This window comes from Actinomadura sp. K4S16 (assembly GCF_008327685.1).
Taxonomy (GTDB): Bacteria; Actinomycetota; Actinomycetes; order Streptosporangiales; family Streptosporangiaceae; genus Spirillospora.
Genome location: NZ_BDDE01000014.1, coordinates 204,814 through 228,583, shown reverse-complemented (window position 1 = coordinate 228,583; position 23,770 = coordinate 204,814). Strand labels below are relative to the sequence as shown.

General features: G+C 71.1%; 21 protein-coding genes and 1 riboswitch. Of the genes, 10 read left to right on the top strand and 11 right to left on the bottom strand.

The features are described from left to right. Nucleotides 1-39: 39 nt before the first annotated feature. Complete coding sequence (locus K4S16_RS19430; RefSeq protein ID WP_149260737.1) at nucleotides 40-492, bottom strand: GNAT family N-acetyltransferase; 453 nt, start codon at nucleotides 490-492, stop codon at nucleotides 40-42. Nucleotides 493-640: 148 nt separating this feature from the next. Between K4S16_RS19430 and K4S16_RS19425 the strand changes: the two genes are divergently transcribed. The 3 genes from K4S16_RS19425 (at nucleotide 641) to K4S16_RS19415 (ending at nucleotide 2,308) form a co-directional block, all read left to right on the top strand. Beyond that, nucleotides 641-985: a WhiB family transcriptional regulator gene (locus tag K4S16_RS19425; protein WP_149260397.1), complete on the top strand. Its 345-nt coding sequence runs from the start codon at nucleotides 641-643 to the stop codon at nucleotides 983-985. Nucleotides 986-1,075: 90 nt separating this feature from the next. Next, the gene (locus K4S16_RS19420) at nucleotides 1,076-1,678 is read left to right on the top strand and encodes a rhomboid family intramembrane serine protease (protein WP_149260396.1); all 603 of its coding nucleotides are present in this window, start codon (nucleotides 1,076-1,078) and stop codon (nucleotides 1,676-1,678) included. Nucleotides 1,679-1,855: 177 nt separating this feature from the next. Further along, nucleotides 1,856-2,308 (top strand): hypothetical protein, encoded by a 453-nt coding sequence (locus K4S16_RS19415; protein WP_149260395.1) that lies wholly within the window; start codon nucleotides 1,856-1,858, stop codon nucleotides 2,306-2,308. 87 nt (nucleotides 2,309-2,395) lie between these two features. Here K4S16_RS19415 and K4S16_RS19410 read toward each other — a convergent pair whose 3' ends face one another. From K4S16_RS19410 to K4S16_RS19390, 5 genes are all read right to left on the bottom strand, one after another. Then, entirely contained in the window at nucleotides 2,396-3,154 is a 759-nt protein-coding gene (locus tag K4S16_RS19410; protein WP_149260394.1) for an SDR family oxidoreductase, read from the bottom strand. A gap of 86 nt (nucleotides 3,155-3,240) precedes the next feature. Continuing rightward, complete coding sequence (locus K4S16_RS19405) at nucleotides 3,241-4,698, bottom strand: hypothetical protein (protein WP_149260393.1); 1,458 nt, start codon at nucleotides 4,696-4,698, stop codon at nucleotides 3,241-3,243. Between the two features lie 78 nt (nucleotides 4,699-4,776). Beyond that, entirely contained in the window at nucleotides 4,777-5,562 is a 786-nt protein-coding gene (locus K4S16_RS19400; RefSeq protein ID WP_149260392.1) for a sporulation protein, read from the bottom strand. 120 nt (nucleotides 5,563-5,682) lie between these two features. Then, on the bottom strand, nucleotides 5,683-6,009 hold the full coding sequence (locus K4S16_RS19395) for a multidrug efflux SMR transporter (RefSeq protein ID WP_149260391.1): 327 nt from the start codon (nucleotides 6,007-6,009) through the stop codon (nucleotides 5,683-5,685). 33 nt (nucleotides 6,010-6,042) lie between these two features. Beyond that, nucleotides 6,043-6,107: riboswitch (guanidine-III (ykkC-III) riboswitch) on the bottom strand. Between the two features lie 45 nt (nucleotides 6,108-6,152). Then, nucleotides 6,153-7,412 carry a UDP-glucose/GDP-mannose dehydrogenase family protein gene (locus K4S16_RS19390; RefSeq protein WP_235036961.1) on the bottom strand — a complete coding sequence of 420 codons (1,260 nt, stop codon included), beginning with the start codon at nucleotides 7,410-7,412 and terminating at the stop codon, nucleotides 6,153-6,155. Nucleotides 7,413-7,758: 346 nt separating this feature from the next. On the opposite strand from K4S16_RS19390, the gene K4S16_RS19385 reads away from it, so the two are divergent. The 3 genes from K4S16_RS19385 to K4S16_RS19375 all read left to right on the top strand — a co-directional run bounded on the left by K4S16_RS19385 (nucleotide 7,759) and on the right by K4S16_RS19375 (nucleotide 12,090). Then, entirely contained in the window at nucleotides 7,759-9,594 is a 1,836-nt protein-coding gene (locus K4S16_RS19385; RefSeq protein WP_149260389.1) for an acyl-CoA dehydrogenase, read from the top strand. Between the two features lie 185 nt (nucleotides 9,595-9,779). Then, entirely contained in the window at nucleotides 9,780-10,433 is a 654-nt protein-coding gene (locus K4S16_RS19380; protein ID WP_235036919.1) for a TetR/AcrR family transcriptional regulator, read from the top strand. A gap of 133 nt (nucleotides 10,434-10,566) precedes the next feature. After that, entirely contained in the window at nucleotides 10,567-12,090 is a 1,524-nt protein-coding gene (locus tag K4S16_RS19375; RefSeq protein WP_149260387.1) for a hypothetical protein, read from the top strand. Nucleotides 12,091-12,131: 41 nt separating this feature from the next. On the opposite strand, the gene K4S16_RS19370 is transcribed toward K4S16_RS19375, so the two are convergent. From K4S16_RS19370 to K4S16_RS19350, 5 genes are all read right to left on the bottom strand, one after another. Then, on the bottom strand, nucleotides 12,132-12,497 hold the full coding sequence (locus K4S16_RS19370) for a hypothetical protein (protein WP_149260386.1): 366 nt from the start codon (nucleotides 12,495-12,497) through the stop codon (nucleotides 12,132-12,134). A 626-nt stretch (nucleotides 12,498-13,123) separates the two neighbouring features. Continuing rightward, a complete protein-coding gene (locus K4S16_RS19365) occupies nucleotides 13,124-14,551 on the bottom strand; it encodes a dihydrolipoamide acetyltransferase family protein (RefSeq protein WP_149260385.1) in 1,428 nt (475 codons plus the stop codon). 5 nt (nucleotides 14,552-14,556) lie between these two features. Further along, entirely contained in the window at nucleotides 14,557-15,534 is a 978-nt protein-coding gene (locus K4S16_RS19360) for an alpha-ketoacid dehydrogenase subunit beta (RefSeq protein ID WP_149260384.1), read from the bottom strand. Continuing rightward, a complete protein-coding gene (pdhA, locus tag K4S16_RS19355) occupies nucleotides 15,531-16,661 on the bottom strand; it encodes a pyruvate dehydrogenase (acetyl-transferring) E1 component subunit alpha (RefSeq protein ID WP_149260383.1) in 1,131 nt (376 codons plus the stop codon). Before pdhA ends, K4S16_RS19360 begins: the two co-directional genes overlap by 4 nt. Nucleotides 16,662-16,905: 244 nt before the next feature. Beyond that, nucleotides 16,906-18,525, bottom strand: a complete 1,620-nt coding sequence (locus tag K4S16_RS19350) for a hypothetical protein (RefSeq protein ID WP_149260382.1) — start codon at nucleotides 18,523-18,525, stop codon at nucleotides 16,906-16,908. A 96-nt stretch (nucleotides 18,526-18,621) separates the two neighbouring features. On the opposite strand from K4S16_RS19350, the gene purS reads away from it, so the two are divergent. The 4 genes from purS to purL all read left to right on the top strand — a co-directional run bounded on the left by purS (nucleotide 18,622) and on the right by purL (nucleotide 23,708). Further along, nucleotides 18,622-18,864 (top strand): phosphoribosylformylglycinamidine synthase subunit PurS, encoded by a 243-nt coding sequence (gene purS, locus K4S16_RS19345; protein WP_149260381.1) that lies wholly within the window; start codon nucleotides 18,622-18,624, stop codon nucleotides 18,862-18,864. 243 nt (nucleotides 18,865-19,107) lie between these two features. Then, the gene (locus tag K4S16_RS19340) at nucleotides 19,108-19,548 is read left to right on the top strand and encodes an ATP-binding protein (RefSeq protein WP_235036918.1); all 441 of its coding nucleotides are present in this window, start codon (nucleotides 19,108-19,110) and stop codon (nucleotides 19,546-19,548) included. Nucleotides 19,549-19,650: 102 nt separating this feature from the next. After that, nucleotides 19,651-20,331, top strand: coding sequence for a phosphoribosylformylglycinamidine synthase subunit PurQ (gene purQ / locus K4S16_RS19335; RefSeq protein WP_149260379.1), 681 nt, complete (start codon nucleotides 19,651-19,653; stop codon nucleotides 20,329-20,331). Next, nucleotides 20,328-23,708 (top strand): phosphoribosylformylglycinamidine synthase subunit PurL, encoded by a 3,381-nt coding sequence (gene purL / locus K4S16_RS19330; RefSeq protein WP_160160960.1) that lies wholly within the window; start codon nucleotides 20,328-20,330, stop codon nucleotides 23,706-23,708. The genes purQ and purL overlap by 4 nt, the downstream gene beginning before the upstream one ends. Nucleotides 23,709-23,770: the final 62 nt, after the last annotated feature.

Here is a 23,770-nt window from a genome sequence, read left to right as displayed (position 1 = left end):
CCGCGGTGATCCCGCCGCGAGCCGTCGCGGGGGCGCGGCTCAGGTGAGGTGGTACTTCATCCCCATGTGGGACGGGCGGAAGCCGATCTTCTGGTAGAAGCGGATCGCGTCGGGGCGCTGGCGGTCGGTGGTGAGCTGGACGACGCGGCAGCCGCGGGCGCGGGCCTGGTCGATCGCCCAGTTGATCATGAGCTGGCCGATCCCGCTGCCGCGCTGCTCGGCGGCCACCCGGACGCCCTCGATCTGGGCGCGCTCGGAGCCGGTGTAGGTGAGGCCGGGGATGAAGGTGAGCTGCAGCGTGCCGGCGACCGCCCCGGCGACCTCGGCGATGACCAGGCTGTTGTTGGGGTCCTTCTCGATCGCGGCGAACGCCCTGAAGTAGGCCTCCGGGATCTTCTCCCCCGGTGTTTCGCGTGTGGATCCCAGGGGATCGTCGGCGAGAAGCCGGACGATCTCAGGGAGATCGTCCACCGTCGCCTCGCGGAAGGTCACTTCTTGATCACTCTGCACACCTCCAAGGTTATCCGGGCGCTAAGTTGCAGCGTTCGCCCATGTCTTGTAGTACTACGATGCGTAGTACTACGCTGAGTGGAGATCCCCGGCTCGGACGGCGGTCTCATCGCCGCGCAGGGAGAAGTCAATGCACAAGAACGAGAACGAGGAACACTGGAGCGACCACGCCATCTGCCGCGGGGCCGACCCTGACCTGTTCTTCCCGATCGGCTACTCGGCGCCGCTGCTCCAGGCGCAGGAGGACGCCGCGAAGGCGATCTGCTCCAACTGCCCCGTGAAGGCCGACTGCCTCGCGTGGGCGCTGCGGGTGGGGGAACCCGACGGCATCTGGGGCGGTACGACCCCCGAGGAGCGGCGCTACCTGCGCCGGACGGCCGACGCCCCGGCGCGGCGGCCGCTGCCGGTGATCGTGGTGCGCGGTGACGCCTCCGAGCCGGAGCACGCGCCGGCCGCCCAGGAGAGGGCCGCCTAGCAGCAGGCCGCCGCCGCGAGGTCGTCGGCACCTTCCGGCCGTCCCGCTCGTTGACGGTTTCAGGGACGTACAGACTTTACGGTGGCTGACATGAGCTATACCCCCGACCGGCAGCGTTCCGAGGGACTGGCGAAGCACGGCGTCCGCGCCCTGTCGTCCGCGGTGCTGATCCTCATCGTGACCGCCGCGATGTGGGTGCTGGAGGCGGTCGACTACACGACGAACGGGTGGCTCGACCGGTTCGGGATCCAGCCGCGCGACGTGGACGACCTCCCCGACATCTTCACCGCGCCGTTCATGCACGCGGGCTTCGGGCACCTGATGGCCAACACGGTCCCGTTCCTGATCCTCGGCTTCGTCGCGGCGGCGCGGGGCATCGCGAAGTTCCTGGCCGCCAGCCTGATCATCATCGTGGTCGGCGGGCTCGGGGTGTGGTTCCTCAGCTCCGCCAACACCCTCGGGTCGAGCATCCTGATCTTCGGGTTCTTCGGCTACCTGGTGGGACGCGGGATCTTCGAGCGGCGGCTGCCGGACATCGCCATCGCGGTCGCCGTCGTCGCCGTGTACGGGACGATGCTGCTCGGCGTCCTCCCGAGCGACCCCACCATCTCGTGGCAGGGCCACCTGTTCGGGCTGCTCGGCGGCGTCCTCGCCTCCTGGTTCCTGCGCCGCGGCAAGATCGAGGCGCCCTGAGGGTCGCTCGGCGTGTTGTCCAGAATTCGGCTCTAAATGCTTTTTATTGCGAATAGACGATAATCTGGCGACTCCATTGTTTTGTCGTCACCATGGCTCTTCTTGATCTTCGTCGGGTATCGGTCCCCCTGAGGCGGGCGACATCGCCCACCAAAAGGAACGATCAGGGGGAGAAGGATGAGCGTGCGACAAGCGATGGCCGTGGCCGCCGCGGGAGCGGCCGCGGGGGCGTTCGCGGTGATGGGGGCCGGTACGGCGCAGGCGCAGACGGACGTCGAGCTCTGCGAGTACCTCGTCACGGCGCCGCACGGACTCAACGTCCACGAGATGCCGAATGTGCATTCGAAGGTCGTGGGCGTTCTGAAGTACCATGCGAAGCCATGGGCCGACTGCAAGAAGAAGGGTTTCACCGAGATCCGCGGAAATGTCCCGGTGCAGCTCCGGCACGGGTTCATCGACGTCAAGTACCTGCGCAAGCTCCGCGTCATTCCCACCGAGGGCGTGGAGACGGGTGGCGGCGGCACCTCCACCGGGACGAGCTCCGCGCTCGCCGGGGCGGGTCTGGCCACGGTCCTCGCGGGCGGCGGGCTGGCGCTGGCGGCACGGCGGCGGGCGACCACTCCCGCCTGACGGCCGGCGACGGGGCGTGGACGAGGACGCCCCGTCGTCCGCCACGACGGAGGGCGGCCGTGTCGCCGTGGTGCGGCGACGCGGCCGTCAGCTCCGCGACGGGTTCGGCCGGACGGTGACGTCCGAGACCACGGCGTCCCGGGGCGTCTCCAGCGCGGCGACCAGCACGCGCGCCACGGTCTCAGGGGCGGCGAAGTCGTCCTCGGCGTAAGGGTGGCCCTCCTGGGCGCGAACCCTGCGCTGCATGTCCGTGGCCGTCCGCCCCGGGTAGACGGTCGTGACGCGCAGGGACGGCTCCTCCGCGCACAGCGAGTCGGCCAGCGCGCGCAGGCCGAACTTGCTCGCCGCGTACGCCGACCACTCCGGGTTGGCGCGCAGCCCCGCGGTGGAGTTGACGAACACGACGTGGCCCTCGGCGGCGCGCAGCGCGGGCAGCAGCAGCCGCGTCAGCTCCGCGGCCGACACGAGGTTGACCGACAGGTGCTCCATCCACTCGTCGGCCTCGGTGTCGGCGACCGTCCCCAGATGCACCATGCCCGCCGCGTGTACGACGCCGTCCAGCCGCACGGGGATCCCGGCCTCCGCGAGCGACGCCTCGATGCGGCGCGGCTCCGTCAGGTCGAGCGGGATCGTGCCGATGGCCGCGGCGCGCGGTGGCGAGGCGACCGCGCCCCGGTTGATGACCTGCGTGGCGGCGTTCGCGCCCCCGCGCAGCGTCGCGGCGAGGCCGTCGAGGCGCTCGGGGGAGCGGCCGGTGAGGAGGAGGTCGTGCCCGCGTTCGCGCAGCAGCTCCGCCACCGCCGTGCCGATGCCGCCCGTCGCCCCCGTGATCAGATACGTGCCCATGGCGTCCCATTCTCGTGGATCCCCTACCCCGGAATGACGCCCGGGGCGGTGCCCTGGTTCGGTGCCCTCCCGTTTCGGGCGGCGGCTCAGTTCGGGCGCAGCACCCGGGCCGCGCCGGCGATCAGCGCCGTCACCAGCACCCATCCCGTCGCGACCAGCGCGTACCCCACCCAGCGGGACCAGTTCACCGCGTCGTAGGAGAGCTGCTGCCCGAACGTGTCGAGGGGGATCAGCAGGTCCAGCGTGTAGATCAGCGCGTGGAAGGAGGGCAGCTCGTTCTGCGGCTTGACCGGTCGCGGGTGCTCCATCGAGAACACCGTCGTCCCGACGGCCAGCAGGGCGGCGAACCACGCGAACGCCAGCCAGGGCCGGTAGCCGAACCCCACCGTCCAGTCGAGCACGTGGTTCCACGCGCGGGCGACCGGGTGCAGCATGCGGCGCCGCGCCCGCATCTTGGCGAGCTGCACCTTCCGGGCCAGATCGTCGTGGCCGATGCCGTGGTACCAGCCGGCGAGCTGCTCGTACGGCTGGAGGCGGAACTGCGTGTCCCGCGACACCCAGCTGAGCCGGTCCTTGAACTTGCCGCCGCGCAGCGTCTGGTACGTCAGGCCGTCGAGGTACAGCTCGTCCGGCCAGATGTCCGGGTGGTCCTGGATGAGGTCGATCCGGGAGTACAACAGCGACACCCGGCCCCTGATCTTCTCCTCCGGCCACAGCAGCAGCTCGTCGACCTGCATGTGGCTGGCGTGCAGCGCCATCCGCGCCGGGTCGGAGGAGTCGAGCCGGCCCTTGGAGAACGAAAGGATGCCGTTGACGCGGGCGCTGCGCAGCCGGACGGTGCCGAGCGCCTTGAACCCGTGGCTCAGCTCCGCGGTGTCCTCGACGACCATGTTCTGCGCGTCCAGGGCGATGCGGCCCGGGTTGACGAGGGTGGTGCGCTCCATGAACAGCCCGCCGTTCATCCGCGCGCCCACGAACCGCACCCCGCCGGTGATCTCGGCGTCCCTGATGAACGCCCCGGCGTCCACGACGAGCGCGCCGCCGGAGACCGCCCACTTCTCCGGCGCGGACGCGGTGACCCGCGTCCCGTTCATCCGCAGGCCGCCGAGGATCTGCGCCCGCGGCAGCCGGACCTCCCCCTCGATCTCCGACCCGGACAGGCTGAGGAAGCCGTCCACGCGCAGGCCGCCGCCGTCGAAGCCGGGCATCCGGCAGCCGGAGAACCGGAGCTGGCGCGTCTCGGCGTTGGCGAACACCGCCTCCTCGACGAGCCGGCAGTTTTCCAGGAGCAGTTCGGCCTCGACGCGGCCGCCCGAGACGTCCAGCCGCCCGGTGACGTAGGCGCCGCGGAGCCGGACGGCCGCGACCGCGCCGGGACGGGCCTCGCGCTCCCCGAGCAGCAGCCGGGTGATGATCTCCGCGCGGACGATGCGGTCGGGCAGGGGGCCGGCCGGGCGGTCGTCGCCGAGGACGACGGTCGAACCGGTGGGGAACGCCGTCCAAAGGCGCCGTTCCGCGTCGTTGAGTCCGGGGGGCTGGGGCACGGGACCTCTTTCTACGCGGAGATCCCCTCCGCGATCAACATCGCGGAGGGGATCCCCCGTGTACGGCTTGCCGGCGGGCTAGAAGAAGCCCCGGCGGCGGCCGGCCTCCTGCAGGAAGCCGTCGAGCTGCTGCTCCCAGTTGGTGTGCTCGACGGTCGCGTAGTCGACCGTGAACCGGCTGAACGCGTCATGGCCCTCGGTGAACACCCCGCCGCGCTTGTCGAGCTCCAGCACGACCTCCATCGACTGCGGGTAGGACACGAACGTCACTTCGAGCTGCTTGATGCCGCGCGCGTACTGGCCCGGCGGGTAGAACTCGATCTCCTGGTAGAAGGGCAGCTCCTGGTGGACGCCCCAGATGCGGCCCTTCTCGCAGTCGGCGTTCCGGAACTGGAAGCCGAGGTTGGAGAACGCCACGAGGATGCGCTCCTGCGCGGGCAGCGGGTGGACGACGATGGGGTCGAGATCGCCCGGGTCGAGCGCGCCCGCGACCTCCAGCTCCGTCGCCAGCCCGACCGTCGTCCCGTGCAGAGGGCGCCCGTACATGTGGGTGAGCGGCGCCTCCCACGGGATCGGGAACTGGAACGGGATGCTGTGCCGCGCACCCTCCTGCAGGCTGAACCCGCCCGCGACCGGCATCTTGGAGTACTCCAGGTTGGAGGTGTACTCGTTGTCGCCCGACTCGACCTCGACCCTGGTGCGCAGGGCGAGGTTCACCGCCTTGATGTCGGAGTTGAACTGGCCTCCGATGATGGCGATCTCGCCGGTGACGACGCCGCCGGGCGTGGTGTTCGGGTCGTGCAGAACCGTCTCGATCGAGGGGCCGCCGATGCCCATCGCCTGACGCAGCTTCTTGAAGACCAAGGTCCGTCCTCCCGTGTTCGAGCGACTCCCCGCGCTCTCTTCGTCCCATAGACGCTGTTACGGGAGATTACGTTCCTAAGAACTTTGCTGACCTGCGAAATCGATGGCCGCACCTGGCCGTCAGTGGCCCCCGCCCCCGGCGAGGTTCAGGCCGACGACCCCGAGGACGATGAACGCGAGCGCGACGATCCGCGTCGCGGAGACCTCGTCGCCCATGACGAGCATGCCGAGGACCGCGGTCCCGACGGCTCCGATGCCGACCCAGACGGCATAGGCGGTACCGACCTCCAGGTGCTTCAGGGCGACGGTGAGGAGGCCGAAGCTCGCGACGGCGAACACGAGGAATCCCGCCGACTCCAGCGGTTGGGTGAAGCCCTTGCTTGCCTTCAGGCACAGGGCCATGGCGACCTCGAAGAGGCCGGCGACGATGACGAGGATCCAGGCCATGACGGCACTCCCGGAATGCGAGACGACTGCTGTCACGCGCCGTCTTCGCCTGCCGGGTACGGTGCACCTCGTCCGGGAGAGACCGCTCGCCTCAGCGGGGCCCTCGATGACGTCAACGGCCCCCTGGCGCGGGGTGTTCCCCGCTAGGAGCGGCCGAGGGCGCGGTACTCCCAGCCGGCCGCGCGCCAGCGGGCGGCGTCGAGCGCGTGCCGTCCGTCCACGACCCGTTTGTGCCGGACGACCCCGGCCAGCGCCTCCGGCTCGACCTCCCGGAAGTCCGACCACTCGGTCAGCAGGACGACGACGTCGGCGTCCCGCGCCACGTCGAACGCGCTCTCGCCGTAGGTCAGCTCGGGGAACGCGCGGCGGGCGTTGTCGAGGGCGACCGGGTCGTAGACGCGGACGTCCCCGCCCAGGCCGTGGATCGTGCGCGCCACGTCCAGCGCGGGCGCGTCCCGGATGTCGTCGGAGTTCGGCTTGAACGCGGCGCCCCACGCGGCGACGCGCTTCCCGGCGAAGTCGCCGCCGAGCAGCTCCCGGACGAGGTCGACGGTGCGGGCCCGGCGCCGCCGGTTGATGTCGTCCACCTCGCGCAGGAACGCCACGGCCTGGCCGACGCCGATCTCCTCCGCGCGGTGCGCGAACGCCCGGATGTCCTTGGGCAGGCAGCCGCCGCCGAACCCGAGCCCGGGGCGCAGGAACTTGCCGCCGATCCGGTCGTCCAGCGCGAGCGAGTCGGCGAGGTCCTTGACGTCGGCGCCGACCGCCTCGCAGACCTCGGCCATCGCGTTGATGTAGGAGATCTTGGTGGCGAGGAAGGAGTTGGCCGCGACCTTGACCAGCTCGGCGGTCGCGAGGTCCGTCCGAATCACCGGCGTGCCGAGGTCGAGGACCGGCTTGAACGCGGCCCGCAGCCGCTCGTGCGCCCAGTCGGACGCGACGCCGAACACCAGCCGGTCGGGGCGCAGGGTGTCGTCCACGGCGAAGCCCTCGCGGAGGAACTCGGGGTTCCACGCCAGCTCGACGTCGGCCCCGGCGGGCGCCAGCTCCTGCACGAGGCCGGTGAGGCGCGCGGCCGTCCCGACCGGCACGGTGGACTTGCCGACCACGAGCGACCTGCGGCGCAGGTGCGGCGCGAGGGAGCGGACGGCGGCGTCGACGTAGGTCAGGTCGGCGGCGTCCGAGTCGGCCTTCTGGGGCGTCCCCACGCAGATGAAGTGGACGTCCCCGAACTCGCCGGCCTCCGCGAAGGAGGTGGTGAACCGGAGCCGGCCCGAGTCGAGCGCCTTCGTGAGCAGCTCCGGCAGCCCCGGCTCGAAGATCGGAACCTCGCCGGACGCCAGCCGCTCGATCTTGCGCCGGTCGACGTCCACGCCGAGGACCTCGTAGCCCAGCACGGCCATGCAGATCGCGTGCGTGGCACCGAGGTACCCGGTCCCGATGACGGTCAGCCTGGGAGCGGCCGCCTCATCCTGCTTCAATGCGCACCTCCTCGTGCACCGCGGTGAATTCGCGCCCGCTCGATCTTGCCACCCCTCGCGCGCGGGCCGTATGAGGGTGCGGTTTCGGGGCCGCTCGGTGACTTCGGTCACGCGGCGGGCGGACGCGTGGTATCGATGTGGCCTGCCTCCCCCGAAACCGCCCGAATGGGGTGGTTGTCAGTGGTTACCAGCGGGTAGCATGATGTTGAGTTACTGACCAGTACGCAGCGGGGCCGCCGGTCGCCGCCGGAACCAGACGGAGTCTCGAATGGGGCACTACAAGAGCAACCTCCGGGACCTGGAGTTCAACCTCTTCGAGGTGTTCAGGCGCCAGGACCTCCTCGGCAGCGGCCCGTACGCCGAACTGGACGAGGACACGGTGCGCAGCATCCTCGACGAGGTGAACAGGCTGGCCGAGGGCCCGCTCGCCGCCTCCTTCGAGGACGCCGACCGCAACCCGCCGGTGTTCGACCCGGCCACGGGCGCCGTGGCGATGCCGGAGGGCTTCAAGAAGTCGTACAAGGCGTGGATGGACGCCGAGTGGTACCGGCTCGACCTCGCCCCCGAGTTCGGCGGCAGCGGCGCTCCGCGCTCGCTCACCTGGGCCGTCGCGGAGCAGGTGCTGGGCGCCAACCCGGCCGTCTACATGTTCGCCTCCGGCCCCGGTTTCGCGCAGATCCTCTGGCACATCGGCACGCCCGAGCAGAAGAAGTTCGCCGAGCTGGCGCTCGAGCGGCAGTGGGGCGCCACGATGGTGCTGACCGAGCCGGACGCCGGCTCCGACGTCGGCGCCGGGCGCGCCAAGGCCGTCCAGCAGCCGGACGGCACCTGGCACATCGAGGGCGTCAAGCGCTTCATCACCTCGGCCGAGCACGACATGGCCGAGAACATCTTCCACCTGGTGCTGGCCCGCCCCGAGGGCGCCGGACCGGGCACCAAGGGCCTGTCGATGTTCCTCGTCCCCAAGTACCTGGTGGACGTGGAGACCGGTGAGCTCGGCGAGCGCAACGGCGCCTACGTGACCAACGTCGAGAAGAAGATGGGCCTCAAGGTCTCCACGACCTGCGAGCTGACCCTCGGCGAGAAGCACCCGGCGATCGGCTACCTGGTCGGCGACGTCCACCAGGGCATCCGGCAGATGTTCCTCGTCATCGAGTACGCCCGGATGATGGTCGGCACCAAGGCCATCGCCACCCTCTCGACCGGCTACCTGAACGCGCTGGAGTACGCCAAGGAGCGCGTGCAGGGTGCGGACATGACGCAGATGACGGACAAGACCGCTCCGCGGGTGACGATCACCCACCACCCGGACGTCCGGCGCAGCCTCATGACCCAGAAGGCCTACGCCGAGGGCATGCGCGCGCTCGTGCTGCTCACCGCGTCCTACCAGGACGCCGTGCAGGTCGCGGAGTTCGAGGGCCGCAAGGACGAGACGGCCGAGAAGGTCAACGACCTCCTGCTGCCGATCGTCAAGGGCTTCGGCTCCGAGCGGGCCTACGCGCTGCTCGGCGCGGAGTCGCTCCAGACGCTCGGCGGGTCCGGCTTCCTGCAGGAGTACCCGATCGAGCAGTACATCCGCGACTCCAAGATCGACACCCTGTACGAGGGCACCACCGCGATCCAGGGCCAGGACCTGTTCTTCCGCAAGATCCTGCGGGACAACGGCGAGGCGCTGAAGGTGCTCGTCGGCCAGATCCGGGAGTTCGCCGAGTCCGAGGCCGGCAACGGCCGCCTCAAGAACGAGCGCGCGCTGCTGGGCCGGGCCCTCGACGACGTGCAGGGCATCCTCGACCCGATGGTCGGCTGGGCGCTCTCCTCGATGGAGAACCCGAAGGAGCTGTACAAGGTCGGGCTGAACTCCTCGCGCCTGCTCCTCGGCCTCGGCGACCTGATCGTCGGCTGGCTGCTGTGCCGCCAGGCCGAGGTCGCCCTGAACGCGCTCGGCGGCGGGGACGTGTCCGGCTCCGACAAGGCGTTCTACACCGGCAAGGTCGCGGCCGCGCAGTTCTTCTGCCAGACCGTCCTGCCCCGCCTCGCCTCGGACCGCGCCGTCACCGAGTCCACCACCCTGGACGTGATGGACCTCCCCGAAGACGCGTTCTAGCACCAGAGCGACCGCTGTGGCCCCGCCCGCCCGGGCGGGGCCACAGCGCTGTCAGGTGGCCGACCCCCCCGCGGTGCTCGCGCCCCCCGGCCATGGCCGCGCCCCTCTGCGCGGCACTGAATCCTGAAGCCGCCTTCACCTGCCGATCGCGTTCCGGGGTGGAAGCGGCACCTAGAGTGATCGTCGTGGACGAGGACTCTGTCCGGGAGCAGATCACCCAGACCGCGACCCGGTTGTTCGCCGAGCTGGGTTTCGACGGCACGACCGCCGGCATGATCGCCGCGGCCGCCGGAGTGGACACCGCCACCGTCGTGGACCTGACCGGGGGCACGACGGCGCTGTACCACTCCGTGATGGAACGGGCCCACATGGCGGAGCGGTCGATGCTCGAGGAGGCGTCCGCGTCCTTGCCCCTGTCGGCACAGGGGCTGCACGATCTGGCGGACATCTACCTGGACTTCCATCTGTCACATCCCCACATCGCCCGCCTGTGGCTGCATCGGTGGCTGGGAGACGCCGCCGCCAGCGCCGATCTGGAGTTGAGCTACGAGCGACCGCTGACCAACCTGGTCGCCGACGCGGCGCGGCCGCTGCTGGCCCCCGACATCGACGTGGACTACATGCTGTGGACCCTGGTGTGGTCGATGACCGGGTTCGTCACCTACGGCGTACCCGACCACGGTGATCAGCCCGCGCCCTGGCGCGACATCGCTCCGCTGCCGCAGGGCTACCGCAGCACCCTCACCCCCGAGACGATCGAGCGGTTCCGCTCCCACCTGCACACGTTGATCGACCGCGTCCTGCGGGCCCCCGGCCCGTCCTCCACCGCGTCCATGTAGCGACCGTTCCCGGGATCGGCTCCGGGGCGGAGGCCTTCCGAGCGGTGCCCCTCGCCGGCGTTATGGCGGGGGCTGTCGCGGTTGACTACTGTTGCCCGGGTCCCTCGCCCGTCCCCTCCCGACCGGATGACCGATGCGTGCGCTGCCCCTCGCCGTCTCTCTTGCCGGCCTGCTCCTCGTCGCCGGATGCGCCGATGCCGACCGGGCCGAGAAGGTCGCCCCGCCGACCGTGCGCGCGGGCGGCGCCCGCCCCGTCGTCCAGCCGGCGGGCGAGTTCTCCAAGGAGGGCTGGTTCGGCGGCGCGGACGGCCTGCACGCGCGCGTGGACATCAAGGGCGTCGAGCGGCAGGCCGCCAAGTCGGTGCTGCGCTACAGCGTGACGTCGCTGGACTCGTCGGTGAAGTCGGTCCCGTTCGAAATCGCGCTCATCGACACGGCCGGGCGCCGGCTCTACAAGCCGACCGGCACCACCAGCGGCTCCGGCTTCACGCCCGGCACGTCCCGCGAGATGGCCGCCGAGTATCCGCCCCTCCCGGCTGCCGTCCAGAAGGTCACCGCGATCACGCCCGGGACGGCCGGCGAGTTCAGCGGCATCCCGGTGACGGCCGCGTCGGCGACGCCGTCCGCGTCCGGGACGCCGTCCGCTTCGTCCGCGCCGCCGAGCGGGTCGGCTCCGTCGTCCCCGTCGTCTCCCTCGGCGTCGTCTTCTCCGTCGGTCGGGGCCGAGCCGGAGGTCGGGGCGGAGCCGTTCATGGCGGGAGCCCCGTCCCCGATCACGACCTCCCCGTCCCCCACGACGTCCCCTTCCGGCACCGTGTCGCCGTCGCCCCCGACGAGCGCGCCAAGTGGCAACCCCGTCGACCTGTACGACATCGTCGAGGGGGAGGACCGGACCGTCGCGTCCAGCGGATCGAGCGTCACGGTCAGCCTGCGGAGCGATGCCCTGTTCGAGGCGAATTCAGGCAAGCTGAAGAGCGGTGCCAAGGCGGTCCTGGACGGGGTCGCCCAACAGATCAAGTCGCAGGCGGCCGGGGCCCTGACGTTCGTGGCGAACGCCAATGACGCGAAGGTGTCCGGAGACCGGGCCCAGGCGCTGCTGAACGAGATGAAGACCAGGCTCGGCACCGGATTCACCTACACGTCCAACGGGCGGCAGGACGGCGACGGCGTCGACCTCACCTACCAGCTCAAGTCGACCGCGCCGGGTTCCGGCTCACCGGCCGCCTTCCGTGCGCAGGACGGCCAGAAGGTGGTGTCCCGCACGGCTCCCTTTGGCTCAGCCAAGAGGCGCCTTGAGGTCAAACCCTTCTACCGGGACGGCGCCTACATCGTCGCCGTGTTCGACATCGTGAACGAGGGGCCGGGCACCACGCCGCCGGACGCGTCCTACCCGAATCCGAGCTATCCGGGCGGGGTGTTCGGTTCGTTCTCGATCCAGGTGCCGGGCAAGAAGGACGTCTACCGCGCCGTCCGTGTCGGCCCTCCGACGCCTGGACGTCCCACCAACTATGTCGATCCTGGACGGGCCGTCTTCCGCACGGCGGTCAACGAGCCCGTTCGAGGCTTCGTCTACCTGCCCGCCCCGCCTGGCAACGTCACGTCCGTGACCTTCAACGCGGGCCCCTTCGGCAAGGTCGACAAGGTCCCCGTCTCCTGACCGGGACTCAGGCGACGCGGACCCCGTCCTCTTCCAGGCCGTCAGATGTAGATGTACAGATGCCACTTCAGGCGGCCGTCGGTGCCGTACCCGGGGTCGCACAAGGCTGCCTTGTAGCGAGCAGGGTTCGAAGCCAGAACCCGCTTACCGGCGGCCACGCACTTGGCCTCGGTCCAGTAGCTCTTCCAGAAGTGCCAGGCCCCCTTCCGGACGCTGCTGGAGGCCGTGGTGGCGGTGGCCGTCGCGTCGGCGTGGGCGGCGGCGGCCTGAGCCGGCGCGGCCATCATGCCCGACGCGAGCGCGAGGGCGGACCCCAGCATGACGGCCTTCCTGATGATCGGTGACCTCGCACGCTCCAGAGCGTTCGTGGCGCGCGCGGTCGGCCTGCGCGATTCACTGATCGCCATGAGTCTCTCCTTCTGCTGATCTTGCCGGGCAGCGCTGTCGCGGCGTACACGGCGGATCTGATGGGTGGCGTTCCTCGGGCCTGAGCCTTTTCCGGGTGCAGGCCTACGAGGTGTCTTCACTCACCGACAATCGCAGTCGCTCGGCTGAGTGTCATTGGCGTCGAGTGCATGAATCATTGGCTGTCAACGCAACGGCACTGCGATATCGGCCAGGAGGGACGCCATATGCGGCCTTGAACGCGGAACGTCAGAGCTGCGCAGTTGCACTTCGCGCCTACCCGAGGGTGCGTCGCTCTGGACGTAAAATGATCTAGCGTCCTCGGTATTGATGGTATTCGAGTTCGAGAGGACTGGTATTCGCCGGTGCTCGCCCCGAGGAAGGTGCGCAAGCCGTCGCGCGTGAATTTGGCGATATAGTCGCGATGTCGCTAATACAGTCGCGATGTCACCAATACAGCCGCGATGTCATCAATGCGCGCTTCCGTTGGCCCGGCTCGGCCCCTGCCGCAGCGCGCGTCCGACGGCTTCTGGGGGCTCAGACCGGCCACCCCAGGCGCAAAGCGGACGGTGGCCCAGACAGACGTGGGGGCCGGCCGAAGCCGGCCCCCACGGAACTGCCGAAGCCGTCAGCGGCTCCAGGCGAGCATGCGGATCGGGTCCTCGAGCATGTCCCCGACGTCGCGCAGAACGCGGGAGCCCAGTTCGCCGTCCACGATGCGGTGGTCGAACGAGAGCGCCAGCGTGGTCACCTTGCGGATCGCGAGCTCGCCCTCGTGCACCCACGGCATGTCCCGGACCTGGCCGAACGCCAGGATCGCGGATTCGCCCGGGGTGATGATCGGGGTCCCGGAGTCCACGCCGAACACGCCGACGTTCGTGATCGTGATCGTCCCGTCGGACAGGTCGGCGGGGGACGCCTTGCCCGCGCGCGCCTTCGCCGCCAGCTCGTTCAGAGCCCGCGCGAGGCCCGGCAGGTCGAGGTCCTGCGCATCCTTGATCTTGGGGACGATGAGGCCGCGATCGGTGGCCGCCGCGATCCCCAGGTTCACGTAGCGCTTGAGGACGATCTCCGCGCCGTTCGGGCCGTCCACCCACGTGGAGTTCACCATCGGGTTGCGCGCCACAGCCGTGAGCAGCGCGCGCGCCACCAGCAGCAGGGGCGACACCTTCACGTCCGCGAACTCGGGCAGTTCGCGGAGCCGCTTGACGGTCTCCATCGTCCGCGTCACGTCCACCTGGAGGAACTCGGTGACGTGCGGAGCGGTGAACGCCGAACCGGACACCGCCGCGGCGGTCGCCTTGCGGACGCCCTTGACGGGGATCCGCTCCTCGCGCGGGCCCGCCTGGACGGTCGGCGCGCCGGCGGGAGCCTGGGCCCCGGCCTGCGCGGCGAGGACGTCCTCGCGCGTGATCGAGCCCTGCGGGCCGGAGCCCGTGATGGAGGCGAGGTCCAGCCCGAGGTCCTTGGCCATCTTCCTGACGGGCGGCTTGGCCAGCGGCAGCCCGTTCCCCGAAGGACTCGGGCCGGGCGCCGGCGGCGCCTGCGGGGCGGGCGCGGGTGCCGGTGCCGGTGCCGGGGCTGGGGCGGGCGGAGCCGCGGACGCCGCTGGCGCGGCACCGTTGGCCCCCTTGCGGGGACGGCGCCTGGTCGTCCCCTCCTTCACGCCGTAGCCGACGAGGACGGGCGTGCGCTTCGGCTGCTCCTGCGGCAACACCGTGCCGGGATCGTTGGCCGTGGGGACGCCCTCCTCGCGGAGCGCGGCCGCCTGCGCCGGGGGCTCGGACACCGGCGTCGCCACGCCGCCCTCGCCCCCCGCGTCCACCGCGATGATCGGGACCCCGACGTCCACGGTCTGCCCCTCGGTGACCATCAGCTCGGTCACCACGCCCTCGAACGGGCAGGGCAGCTCCACGATCGCCTTCGCCGTCTCGATCTCGACGATCGTCTGGTTCACCTCGACGGTGTCGCCGGGCTGGACGTGCCACTTGACGATCTCGGCCTCCGTCAGGCCCTCGCCCACATCCGGCAGTTTGAACAGTTTGGGCTGGCTCACCGGCGTCACCACGCGAAGGTCCGGTCGACCGCGTCCAGGATGCGGTCGAGGTCGGGCAGGTAATGGTCCTCGATGCGGGACGGCGGGTACGGGGTGGAGAACCCGCCGACGCGCAGCACCGGCGACTCCAGCCGGTAGAAGCACTTCTCGGTGATCCGGGCGGCCAGCTCGGCGCCGTACCCGTTGAACACCGGCGCCTCGTGGACGACGACGCAGCGCCCCGTCCGGTTCACCGAGTCCGTCACCGCGCCGATGTCGAGCGGGTTCAGCGAGCGAAGGTCGATGACCTCCAGGGACCGCCCCTCCTCCGCGGCGGCCGCGGCGGCCTCCAGGCACGTCTTCACCGACGGTCCGTAGGCCAGCAGCGTCACGTGCTCGCCCGGCCGGACGACCGTCGCCCGGTGCAGCGGCGTCCAGTCGGTGGAGTCGGTGTCGACCTCCGCCTTGTCCCAGTACCGGCGCTTCGGCTCGAAGAAGATCACCGGGTCGGGGGAGGCGATCGACTGCTGGATCATCGAGTAGGCGTCCACCGGGTTCGAGCACGCCACGACGCGCAGGCCGCCGGTGTGCGTGAAGTACGCCTCCGGCGACTCGGAGTGGTGCTCCACCGCGCCGATGCCGCCGCCGCACGGGATCCGGATGACGACCGGCAGCTCCAGCGCGCCGAGCGAGCGCATCCGCATCTTCGCGAGCTGCGTGATGATCTGGTCGGCGGCGGGGAACACGAACCCGTCGAACTGGATCTCCACCACGGGCCGGTAGCCCCGCAGCGCCAGCCCGATCGCGGTCCCGACGATGCCGGACTCGGCGAGCGGGGTGTCGATGACCCGCTCCTCCCCGAAGTCCTTCTGGAGCCCGTCGGTGATGCGGAAGACGCCGCCGAGCTTGCCGACGTCCTCGCCCATGACGAGGACCTTCGGGTCGTTCTCCATGGCCTTGCGCAGGCCCACGTTGAGGGCCTTGCCGAGTGTCAGGGTGCTCACTTCGACTCCTCCTCGAACGACGCGAGGTAGGCGGCGAACTGCTCCTGCTCCTCGGTCATCAGCGGGTGCTCGTCCCCGTACACGTGGTCGAACATCGACAGCGGTCCCGGGTCGGGCAGCGCCAGGCACGCCTCACGCAGCTCCCTGGTGATCTGCTTGGCCTCGTCCTCCACCTTCTGGAAGAACCCCGCGTCCGCCATGTCGCCCCGCACCAGGTACGCTTTGACGCGCTCGATGGGGTCCTTGAGCTTCCACGCCTCCTCCTCGGCCTTCAGCCGGTAGCGCGTGGGGTCGTCGGTCGTGGTGTGGGCGCCCATCCGGTAGGTGTACGCCTCGACGAGGGTGGGGCCCTGGCCCGTCCTCGCGTTCTCCAGGGCCTTCCTGGTGACGGCGAGGCAGGCGAACACGTCGTTGCCGTCCACGCGGACGCCCGGGAAGCCGAATCCCTGCGCCCGCTTGTAGAGCGGGATCCGCGACTGCCGTTCGAGGGGCTCGGAGATGGCCCACTGGTTGTTCTGGCAGAAGAACACGATCGGCGCGTTGAACACCGAGGCGAACACGAAGGATTCGTTCACGTCGCCCTGGGACGTGGCGCCGTCCCCGAAGTAGGCGATCGTGGCGCCCGCCGACGGGGTGCCGAGCACGCCGTCCCGCTGGATGCCCATCGCGTACCCGGTCGCGTGCAGCGTCTGGCTGCCGATCACGACGGTGTACAGGTGGAAGCCGTGCTCCTTCGGGTCCCACCCGCCGTGGTTGATGCCCCGGAACATGCCGAGCAGCTTCAGCGGCTCCACGTCCCGGCACCAGGCGACGCCGTGCTCCCGGTACGTGGGGAACACCATGTCGTTGGCGGTCGCAGCCCGCCCGGAGCCGATCTGCGCGGCCTCCTGCCCGAGCAGCGAAGCCCAGAGGCCGAGCTCGCCCTGCCGGGTGAGCGCCACGGCCTCCTGGTCGATCCGCCGCACGATCACCAGATCGCGGTACAGGCCGCGCACGTCCTCGGCGCTGAGGTCCAGGGGGTAGTCCGGGTGCTCGACCCGCTCGCCCTCGGGGGTGAGCAGCTGGACGAGTTCGGGCTCGGCGACCTTCGGGGTGTCGGGCGCGCCGCGCACGGAGTCGATCGTCATCGATGACACTCCTCGTTCGGGGCCGTCACGCGGGGTCGCCGCGCGTCCGGCCGATGCCAACGGCCCAGCCCCCGGTAAGGGACAAAAGCCGCAATGCCATCGTGGCAGACATCACACCCTGCGACGCAAGTCCCGCCACCGCGATGCGAGTCCTCCACCGGAGGTCGTACCCCGGGCCCTACCCCGTGATCCGGACGTGACGCACCCCACATCCACGTTCGTAGGGATTTGCAGGGAACGGGGGTTATTCGCGGGAAAGGGCCCGGGTGGCGCCGGCCGCCACCGTCAGACCGAGGACCAGGCCCGCGGCGACGATGAGGTTCGCGATCCACTGGTCGGTGCCCTTCGGGGCGAACTCCACCTCCTGGCCGAGGCTCCCGATGGGCAGGAGGAGGTCGAGCGTGTAGAAGAACGCGTTGAAGTGTGGTTTGTGGCCGGTGTCCAGGACCTCCGGCTTGTTGATGGAGAAGAAGATCGTCCCGAAGGCCAGGAGGCCGACCAGCCAGCTCGCGGCGCGGAACGGGCGGTAGCCGTAGCCGACCAGGACGTCCTGGAGCCAGCCGACGACCTTGCGGGGGAGCCCCTGGGTCTTGCGCCGGTCCCGGGCCTTGGCGAGCAGGACCGAACGGCCGTCGGCGTCCAGGCCGAGGGAGCGGTAGGTCTGGGCGAGGCGCTCGTAGGGCTGCGGAGCATAGCCGTCGGTGTCGCGGCGCAGCCATGCCAGCCGCTCGCGGGCGGTGAGCGGAGGTTCGAGCGTCTCGTACTGGAGGCCGTCGAGCTGGAGGCGCTCCGGCCAGGACGCCGCGTCGTCGCGCAGCAGGTTGATGCGGGCGTAGGACAGGTCCGCCGTCCCCTTGATCGGCTCGGCCGTGCGGAGCAGCAGCTCCTCCGCCTGGAGGCGCTGCAGGCCGAGCGCCGTCCCCTCGTCGTGGAGCAGGCGGGCGTCGCGCAGGCTGAGCTGCCCGGTGACGCGGGCCCCCGAGAAGCTGACGGCGCCGACGGCGGTGAACCCGTCGGAGCAGTAGATGTCGGTCTCCACGCTCAGGTCGTCGGCGTTCAGGGCAGTCCGCTTGGGGGCGGACAGGCGGGCGCCGACGAACGACAGGTAGCCGCCGACGCGGCCGCCGCGGAGCCGGATCTCGCCCTCGGCGCTGAACCCTCCGTCGCAGAACACGTTGGCGGCCACGTCCAGGCGGCTGGCGTACAGGGCGGCGCCGGACGGGTTGTACAGCCGGGCGCCGCGGAAGATCAGCTGGCCGCCGACCCGGGCCCCCGGCAGCCGGACCTCGCCGTTGGCGGTGAACCCCTGGTCGCAGTAGACGTTCGCCTCGACCGAGAGGCGGTCGGCGAGCATCGCGTCCCCGCCCGGGTTGGACAGGTGCACGCCCGACATGTTCAGGATGCCGGTGATGTTCGCCCCGTCCAGCCACAGGCCGCCGTTGATGCGGCTGCCCTCCAGCCACAGGTGGCCGTCCACCCGGGTGCCGGAGGCGATCAGGCCGGGCAGCCGGCAGCGCATCAGGTGGACGCTGTTCATGCTCGCCCAGTACAGGTGCGGGGCCTCGTCGAAGTCGCAGCCGGTGAGCGCCAGCGGGACGCCGACCTCCGCGTGCCCGAGGTTCAGCGAGCCGGTGATGCGGGCGCCGCCGAGCCGCACGGCGGCGACCTGCCCGGGCTCGGCCTCCACCGCGCCGACGAGCAGCGCCACGAGGACCTCGGCCCTGACCGCCCGGTCGTGTCCCCACTGGTCGGCGCGTGTGACGTCGTCGAGCGCCTGGTCGCCGGACGACAGGTCGACGGATTCGCCCTTGGGGAACGCCTCCCACAGGCGGCGCTCCACGGGCGTCAGGTCCTCGATGTTCATCGGCTGGCTCCGGGGGGTGCTGATGGCTCGTGATGGGCCATGGTGCCGTACGCTTCAGGATCGTAAGCAAAAGCGCAGATCAGTGAGGGGGCGACCGTGGCGCGTGTCGTCGTGGACGTCATGCTCAAGCCGGAGATCCTCGACCCGCAGGGGCAGGCGATCGCCCGCAAACTGCCGCAGATGGGGTTCGACGGGGTCGTGGCGGTGCGGCAGGGCAAGCGGTTCGAGGTCGAGCTGGAGGGGGACGCCGACGAGGCGGCCCTGGAGCAGGTCGCCAAGATCGCCGAGACGCTGCTGGCGAACCCGGTGATCGAGAACTACGAGGTTCGCGTTCTCTAGGGGGTTCACGGTCTGTGACCGGCGTCGCCGCGCGGCCTTGACACGGGGGGCGCCCGAAGCCGGCCCGTGACGCCGCCCGTTCCCGGGTGCGACATGGTGCGTTCCAAGTAACGGGCCCGTGACTGTGGCGATTACGGAAGATTCCACCGGGGAAGTGTTAGCTGCGTTGAGTCGTCGAGCACGCTCCGGGACCGGGGGCACGGTCGGGACGCCCGGAGCATGACACGAGGTGTCCGGGTGGATATGAGGTTCTCGCTCGCGTTGCCGCGCGACGCGCTGAGCATCCCGGTGGTCCGGCGGGTGACGGGGGAGGCCCTGCGGGGGCTGGGCGTCTCCGAGGACTGCGTCGACGACCTGCTGGTCGCCATCTCCGAGGCGTGTACGAACGTCGTCAAGCACGCCCGCGCGAACGGCGACTACGAGGTGACCGGGCACGTGGCCGGCGGCACCTGCCTGCTCAAGATCGTGGACTGGGGCCGCGGGCTCCGGGCCGCCCCGCAGGAGCCGGGCGTGCTGAGCGAGTCGGGACGCGGGATCGGCATCATGCGCGCGCTGGTGGACGACCTGGACATCGACTCCACGCCCGACCGGGGCACCGTCGTTCACCTGCGGAAGCGGCTGACCTGGAGCGACGGGGCCCGCGTACGGCGCCTCGACCGCAACCTCATTCCCAACGCCGGGTAGATTGGGACGTGCGCGCGGGGGAATGCGACGCGCATCGGGGTTGATCGGCGGAGGAGATCCCCGACCGTCTCGGCCGCACCTCATTTCGGAGGAACAGAACAGATGGACGCTGCCCGGGTTGGGATCATCACCTTCCCAGGTTCCCTTGACGACAAGGACGCCGCACGCGCGGTGCGGCTGGCCGGCGCCGAGCCGGTCGCCCTCTGGCACGGCGACCACGACCTCCAGGGGGTCGACGCCGTCGTCCTGCCCGGGGGCTTCTCCTACGGGGACTACCTGCGGGCCGGCGCGATCGCCCGGTTCGCGCCGCTGATGACCGAGGTCGTGGCCGCCGCCGGCGACGGCCTGCCGGTCCTCGGCATCTGCAACGGCTTCCAGGTGCTGTGCGAGACGCACCTGCTGCCCGGCGCGCTGCTCCCGAACGCGGGCCTGCACTTCGTCTGCCGCGACCAGCGGCTGCGCGTCGAGAACGCCTCCACCGCCTGGACCGGTGAGTACACCGAGGGCCAGGAACTGGTGATCCCGGTGAAGAACCGGGACGGCCGCTACACCGCCGACCGGGAGACGCTGATCGAACTGGCCGACTCCGGCCGCATCGTCGCCCGCTACCTCGACCTGAACCCGAACGGCTCCCTCGACGACATCGCCGGGATCTGCAACGAGGCCGGCAACGTGGTCGGCCTCATGCCCCACCCCGAGCACGCCGTCGAGTCGCTGACCGGGCCGTCCACCGACGGGCTCGGGTTCTTCACCTCGATCGTCAACAGACTGGTCAACGCATGAGTGAGCAACGGCCCCACGCTTCCGGACGGGGCACCCGAGACGAGGACGAGCCCTCGATGGAGTGGCTCGGCGAGCTCAAGTCCGACGCGGACGACCCGGAGCTCCAGCCCGTCAACCCGGCGGTGACGGAGGGTTTCAAGGCCATCCTCGAAGAGGACCCGCCCGCCCCCCAGGACCCGCCCGCCGAACCGGTCCCCGGGCCCTTCACCGGGCCCATCCCCGTGCTGAACGAGGAGGGGCCGCTCCCGGCTCCTCCGGCGTCCCAGGGGGAGTCCGACCCGGAGTTCGCGCGGGCCCTGGAAGAGGAGCGCTCTGCCGGCGACCCGACGTCCACCGTTGCGGACCCGTCACTCACCGTGCCCGACCTGAGCGCCTTCGCGGCCCCGCCGCCGGCCCGGGGCACGGGCACCGGCCCGCAGCCGACCGTTGGTTCCGGCACAGGCCCGCAGCCGCCGGTCGGCCACGGCACGGGCCCGCAGCCCGCCGTGGGCCATGGCACCGGCCCGCAGCCCGCCGTCGGTTCCGGTACGGGCCCCCAGCCCGCCGTGGGGTACGGCACCGGCCCGCAGCCGGCCGTTCGCCCGGGCACCGGCCCGCAGCCCCTCATCGACCTGAACTCGGGCCCGCTGGCCCAAGGCCCCACCACCGGCCCTCAGCCTCCCGTAGGCCGGGGAACGGGCCCTCAGCCCGCCGTAGGCCCCGGTACGGGCCCGCAGCCCGCCCTGGGGCACGGAACCGGCCCTCAGCCCACCGTCGGACGCGGCACGGGCCCTCAGCCCGCCGTCGGCCCGGGCACCGGCCCGCAGCCCGCCCTCGGGCACGGCACGGGCCCCCTGCCCGCGATCGGACGCGGCACGGGCCCCCTGCCCGCCGTCCGCCCCGGGACGGGCCCGCTGCCGAGGATCGTCCCCGGATCGGGCCCTCAGCCCGTCGTCGGTTCCGGCACCGGCCCGCAGCCGGCGATCGGGCGCGGCACGGGTCCGCAGCCCGCCGTCGGCCACGGCACGGGCCCCCAGCCCGCCGTCGGCCCGGGCACCGGCCCGCAGCCCGCCATCGGTCGGAGCACCGGTCCGCAGCCGGCGATCGCGGCGCCCGCGCACTACGACCAGGGCACGGACACGGTCGCCATCGCCGCCGCGTCTCCCGAGCGTCCGCAGCCGTACGCCGAGCTGGGGATGAACGAGGAGGAGTACCAGCGCGTCCGCCACATCCTGGGACGCCGACCCACGTCGGCCGAGCTGGCGATCTACTCCGTCATGTGGAGCGAGCACTGCTCCTACAAGAGCTCCAAGGTGCACCTGCGCCAGTTCGGCGACAAGGCCCCGAAGACCGACAAGCTCCTAGTCGGCATGGGGGAGAACGCCGGTGTCGTGGACATCGGCCAGGGCTGGGCGGTCACCTTCAAGGTGGAGTCGCACAACCACCCGTCCTACGTCGAGCCGTACCAGGGCGCCGCTACCGGCGTCGGCGGGATCGTCCGCGACATCATGTCGATGGGGGCGCGCCCCATCGCCGTCATGGACTCGCTCCGCTTCGGCCCGGCCGACGCCCCTGACACCCAGCGCGTCCTGCCCGGCGTCGTCGCCGGCGTGGGCGGCTACGGCAACTCGCTCGGCCTGCCCAACATCGGCGGCGAGACCGTCTTCGACGCCTGCTACGAGCAGAACCCGCTCGTGAACGCCCTGTGCGTCGGCGTGATGAAGCACGAGGACATCAAGCGCGCGGTGGCCCCCGGTCCCGGCAACAAGGTGATCCTGTTCGGCGCCCTGACCGGCCCGGACGGCATCGGCGGCGCGTCCGTCCTTGCCTCGGCCACCTTCGACGAGGAGTCGCACCAGAAGCGGCCGTCGGTCCAGGTGGGCGACCCGTTCATGGAGAAGCTGCTCATCGAGTGCTGCCTGGAGCTGTTCCGCGAGGACCTCGTGGTCGGCATCCAGGACCTCGGCGCCGCCGGGGTGTCGTGCGCGACGACGGAGCTGGCCGCGGCCGGCACCGGCGGCATGCACGTCGACCTCGACGCCGTCCCGCTCCGCGACGAGACGCTCCGCCCCGAGGAGATCCTCATGAGCGAGTCGCAGGAGCGCATGATGGCGGTGGTGGAGCCCGCCAAGGTCGAGCGCTTCATGGAGATCTGCGCGCGCTGGGAGATCCCGGCCACCGTGATCGGGACGGTCACCGACACGCGCCGGCTGGTCATGACGTGGCGGGGCGAGACGATCGTCGACATCCCGCCGGTCACCGCCGCCGACGAGGGCCCGGTCTACAACCGCCCGCTGGCGCCCCCGCACGACCTCGGCGCCCTGCAGTCCGACACGCCGGGCCGGTTGACCCGTCCGTCCAACGGCGACGAGCTCCGCCGGACCGTCCTGTGGCTGGCCGGGTCGCCGAACCTCGCCGGCAAGACGTGGGTGACGTCGCAGTACGACCGGTACGTCCTGGGCAACACCGTCATGGCGATGCCCGAGAACGCCGGCGTGGTCCGCATCGACGACGAGTCGGGCCTGGGCATCGCGCTGTCCCTGGACGGCAACGGCCGCTACACCCGGCTCGACCCCTACGCGGGCGCGCAGCTCGCACTGTCGGAGGCGTTCCGCAACGTCGCCGCGACCGGCGCGCGGCCCCTGGCCGTCACCAACTGCCTGAACTTCGGCTCCCCGGAGGACCCGGGCGTCATGTGGCAGTTCGCCCGCGCCGTCGAGGGCCTCGCCGACGCCTGCCAGTACCTCGGCATCCCGGTGACGGGCGGCAACGTCAGCTTCTACAACCAGACGGGCGACACGCCGATCAACCCGACCCCGGTCATCGGCGTCCTCGGCGTCCACGACGACGTCCGCCGCCGGGTCAACATGTCGCTGGCCACCGACGGCGCCACGATCGCCCTGCTCGGCGAGACGCGCGAGGAGTTCGGCGGCTCGGAATGGGCCCACGTGGTCTACGGCCACCTGGGCGGCCTGCCGCCGCTGGTCGACCTGAAGGCCGAGGCGGCCCTGGCGTCGGTGCTGGTCGCCGCCGTCCGCGACGGCCTGGTCAACGCCGTGCACGACCTCTCCGACGGCGGTCTCTCGCAGACGCTGGTGGAGTCGTGCCTGCGCGGCGGCCTCGGCGCCCGCATCACCCTGCAGGGCGACCCGTTCGTCGCGTTGTTCAGCGAGTCGGTGGCCCGCGCCATGGTCGTCGTCCGTCCGGGCGCGGAGGGCCGTCTGGCGGCCCTGTGCGAGTCGGCGGGCGTCCCGGTCTCCCAGCTCGGCGTGGCGGGCGGCGACGCCCTCCACGTCACCGGTCGCGGCCCCGAAGGCGACCAGCAGGAGCTGTTCAGCATCGGCCTCTCCGAACTCCGCGAGTCCCACGAGCGCATGCTCCCCAGCTACGCCGACTAACGCCAGACGCGAAGGGCGCCCCCACCCCGGGGGCGCCCTTTTCGTATTCTTCGCGGGGACAG

Coding starts and splice junctions, on each gene's coding strand:
- K4S16_RS19425 (WP_149260397.1), top strand. CDS start 641: ATGCACAAGAACGAGAACGAGGAACACTGGAGCGACCACGCCATCTGC.
- K4S16_RS19395 (WP_149260391.1), bottom strand. CDS start 6,009: ATGGCCTGGATCCTCGTCATCGTCGCCGGCCTCTTCGAGGTCGCCATG.
- purQ (WP_149260379.1), top strand. CDS start 19,651: ATGGACGCTGCCCGGGTTGGGATCATCACCTTCCCAGGTTCCCTTGAC.
- K4S16_RS19350 (WP_149260382.1), bottom strand. CDS start 18,525: ATGAACATCGAGGACCTGACGCCCGTGGAGCGCCGCCTGTGGGAGGCG.
- K4S16_RS19340 (WP_235036918.1), top strand. CDS start 19,108: ATGAGGTTCTCGCTCGCGTTGCCGCGCGACGCGCTGAGCATCCCGGTG.
- pdhA (WP_149260383.1), bottom strand. CDS start 16,661: ATGACGATCGACTCCGTGCGCGGCGCGCCCGACACCCCGAAGGTCGCC.
- K4S16_RS19375 (WP_149260387.1), top strand. CDS start 10,567: ATGCGTGCGCTGCCCCTCGCCGTCTCTCTTGCCGGCCTGCTCCTCGTC.
- K4S16_RS19370 (WP_149260386.1), bottom strand. CDS start 12,497: ATGGCGATCAGTGAATCGCGCAGGCCGACCGCGCGCGCCACGAACGCT.
- K4S16_RS19410 (WP_149260394.1), bottom strand. CDS start 3,154: ATGGGCACGTATCTGATCACGGGGGCGACGGGCGGCATCGGCACGGCG.
- K4S16_RS19390 (WP_235036961.1), bottom strand. CDS start 7,412: ATGGCCGTGCTGGGCTACGAGGTCCTCGGCGTGGACGTCGACCGGCGC.
- K4S16_RS19420 (WP_149260396.1), top strand. CDS start 1,076: ATGAGCTATACCCCCGACCGGCAGCGTTCCGAGGGACTGGCGAAGCAC.
- K4S16_RS19415 (WP_149260395.1), top strand. CDS start 1,856: ATGAGCGTGCGACAAGCGATGGCCGTGGCCGCCGCGGGAGCGGCCGCG.
- purL (WP_160160960.1), top strand. CDS start 20,328: ATGAGTGAGCAACGGCCCCACGCTTCCGGACGGGGCACCCGAGACGAG.
- K4S16_RS19385 (WP_149260389.1), top strand. CDS start 7,759: ATGGGGCACTACAAGAGCAACCTCCGGGACCTGGAGTTCAACCTCTTC.